The following is a 2439-nucleotide window of genomic DNA, read 5'->3' as shown; positions in this document are numbered from 1 at the left end:
GAGCGAGCCGCAACAACACGGTTGCTGAGGTGCCCCGTAGGGGCCTCGAAGGGCGAGGGCGGCCACCCGCCCCGCCGATCACCCGATCTGCTTCAGATCTCGCGCAAAACGCTGCCAATTCTTCACATAATTCTCCGCCGAGCGACGAATGCCTTCCACCGCCGCTTCATCGAGCACCCGCACGACACGCGCTGGCGCCCCGACGATCAGCGAATTATCCGGAAATTCCTTGCCTTCGGTCACCAGTGCATTGGCGCCGACCAGGCAGTTATTGCCGATCTTGGCGCCGTTCAGGATGGTCGCGCCCATGCCGATCAGCACGTTGTCGCCGAGCGTGCAGCCGTGCAGGATGGCGTGGTGGCCGATGGTGCAGTTCTCTCCCGTCGTCAGCGGAAAGCCGATGTCGGTATGGGCCATGACGCCTTCCTGTATGTTGGTGCCGGCGCCGATGGTGATCTTCTCGTTGTCGCCGCGCAGCACCGAGCCGAACCAGATGCCGACATTCTCGCCGACCTCGATATCGCCGATGACATGGGCGTCCGGGGCGATCCAGTGAAGGCCGGCGGGCGGCAGTTTCGGCGTTAGTCCGCCAAGCGCGTAGACAGGCATGGAAAGCTCCCTCAGACGACCTCGACCGACAGCGTTGCGACGCCGTCGATGCCGCAGGTGATACGGTCGCCCTTCGACACCGCGCCGACGCCGGCTGGCGTGCCGGTCATGATGACATCGCCGGGCGCCAGCACGAAGAGTTTCGAGAGTTCGGCAATGATCTCCGGCACCTTCCAGATCATCTGGTTGAGATTGCCGTCCTGGACGCGCTTGCCGTTCTGCTCCAGCCATATCCGGCCTTCGCCGGGATGGCCGATGCGGCTGGCCGGCACGATCGGCGAGACGGGCGCGGAATGTTCGAAGGCCTTGGCCAGTTCCCAGGGGCGGCCGAGCTTCTTTGCCTCACCCTGAAGATCTCGGCGGGTGAAATCGATGCCGACGGCATAGCCGTAGATGCAGTCGAGCGCCCGGCCGGCTTCAATGTTCGCACCGCCCGATTTCAGCGCCAGCACGCATTCGACTTCGTAATGCACGTCCTTCGAGAGCGCCGGATAGGGAAAGGCCTGCCCGGCCGGCAGCAGGTTGTCGGCATTTTTCTGGAAGAAGAAGGGCGGCTCGCGGCTGGGATCATGGCCCATCTCGATCGCATGGTCGGCATAGTTGCGGCCGACGCAATAGACGCGGCGCACCGGAAAACGATCGTCCCGGCCATCGACCGGTAGCAGAACCGGGGCGGGAAGCGGGATGACGGTGGCGAGATCGGACATGGGCGGGCTCTTCCTGTTCAACGAGTCTTTCCCGCATCTTAGACGGAAAACGGCGGGGCGGGGAAGCATTCTCGGCAGATTGACGCTATCGCTGCCGGGCGATATCCTCGCCGCCATGAACAGGATGTTTGCAGTTTCGACGTCTACGACCACCGCCTCGGCGGTGGGTGGCAGACGCGTGAACTGAAGTCCGTTCATTGCTGCCGAGACCCAACCCGCCGGAAACGAGCGGGTTTTTGTTTGCCCGCTCGCCTCCCGCATTCGAGGAACGAGATCGTGGATGTGAAGAAACAGATTCTTGCCGAGCAGGCGCTTGCCGTCGCCCGCCGCGCCCTTGCCAGCCGCTATGCCGGGGCCGCCTTTGCCTATGTCTCCGGCTCCATCATGCGCGGCGAGGGCACCGCCTTCTCGGATATCGACCTAGTCGTGATGTTTCCGTCGTTGGAAAGAGCCTGGCGGGAGTCCTTCTCCGAAGAAGGTTTTCCTGTGGAGGCCTTCGTCCATGATCCTGAAACACTGGCGCATTACCTCCACCAGGACGCGGAGAGCGGCTGTCCCGTCATGGTCAACATGGTTGCGACGGGCAGCATCGTCGGGCCGGACGCCGAGCGTGCGCGCCTGATCCAGGCAAAGGCGGCGGATGTGCTCGCCGCAGGGCCGAAACCGCTTGCCGGCGCGGGTTACGACATGCTGCGCTATCATGTCACTGATCTCGCCGATGACCTGCGCGGCGACCGCCCGCCGGAAGAAATCGCCGCCATCGCCGCGCTGCTCTACCCGAGACTTGCCGATCTGATCCTGCTTGGGCGCGGCATATGGACCGGCCGCGGCAAGTGGGCGCCGCGTCTCATCAGGAAGCTCGATGCACGGCTCGCAGCCGAGTTCGATGCTGCATTCACGCTGGCGGTGCAGGGTGACGGCAGCCGGCTGCTGGCATTGGCCGACAGCGAGCTCGCTTTGCACGGCGGCCGCTGTTTCGACGGCTTCAGGCAGGAGGCCCCGATGGAGGCGCGGCGGCTGGAATAGCGACGAGGAAGCCGCGCCATTGGTCTCGTCCGCGGGCGTTGCCAAGGCGCCGGCGTCCACGAGAGCCTCATCCTTGTACGTTGCCGTTGTTGTATAA

Annotated in this window: 3 protein-coding genes; 1 reads left to right on the top strand and 2 read right to left on the bottom strand. The window is 64.2% G+C overall.

The genetic code is table 11. The features are described from left to right. Positions 1-78: 78 nt before the first annotated feature. Both CO655_RS33010 and CO655_RS33005 read right to left on the bottom strand, forming a co-directional pair. A complete protein-coding gene (locus CO655_RS33010) occupies positions 79-609 on the bottom strand; it encodes a gamma carbonic anhydrase family protein (protein ID WP_097608383.1) in 531 nt (176 codons plus the stop codon). An 11-nt stretch (positions 610-620) separates the two neighbouring features. Further along, positions 621-1316 (bottom strand): fumarylacetoacetate hydrolase family protein, encoded by a 696-nt coding sequence (locus CO655_RS33005; RefSeq protein WP_097608384.1) that lies wholly within the window; start codon positions 1314-1316, stop codon positions 621-623. Between the two features lie 273 nt (positions 1317-1589). Here CO655_RS33005 and CO655_RS32995 point away from each other — a divergent pair, with 273 nt between their 5' ends. Beyond that, positions 1590-2342, top strand: a complete 753-nt coding sequence (locus tag CO655_RS32995; RefSeq protein ID WP_097608435.1) for a nucleotidyltransferase domain-containing protein — start codon at positions 1590-1592, stop codon at positions 2340-2342. Positions 2343-2439: the final 97 nt, after the last annotated feature.

The organism is Rhizobium sp. M1 (assembly GCF_002531805.1).
GTDB classification, from domain to species: Bacteria; Pseudomonadota; Alphaproteobacteria; order Rhizobiales; family Rhizobiaceae; genus Rhizobium; species Rhizobium etli_C.
Note: the sequence above shows the minus strand (reverse complement) of the source record. Positions and strands in the feature narration are given on the sequence as shown.

Excerpts from the sequence above, each read along its gene's own strand:
- CO655_RS33010 (WP_097608383.1), bottom strand. The coding sequence starts at position 609 with ATGCCTGTCTACGCGCTTGGCGGACTAACGCCGAAACTGCCGCCCGCC.
- CO655_RS33005 (WP_097608384.1), bottom strand. The coding sequence starts at position 1,316 with ATGTCCGATCTCGCCACCGTCATCCCGCTTCCCGCCCCGGTTCTGCTA.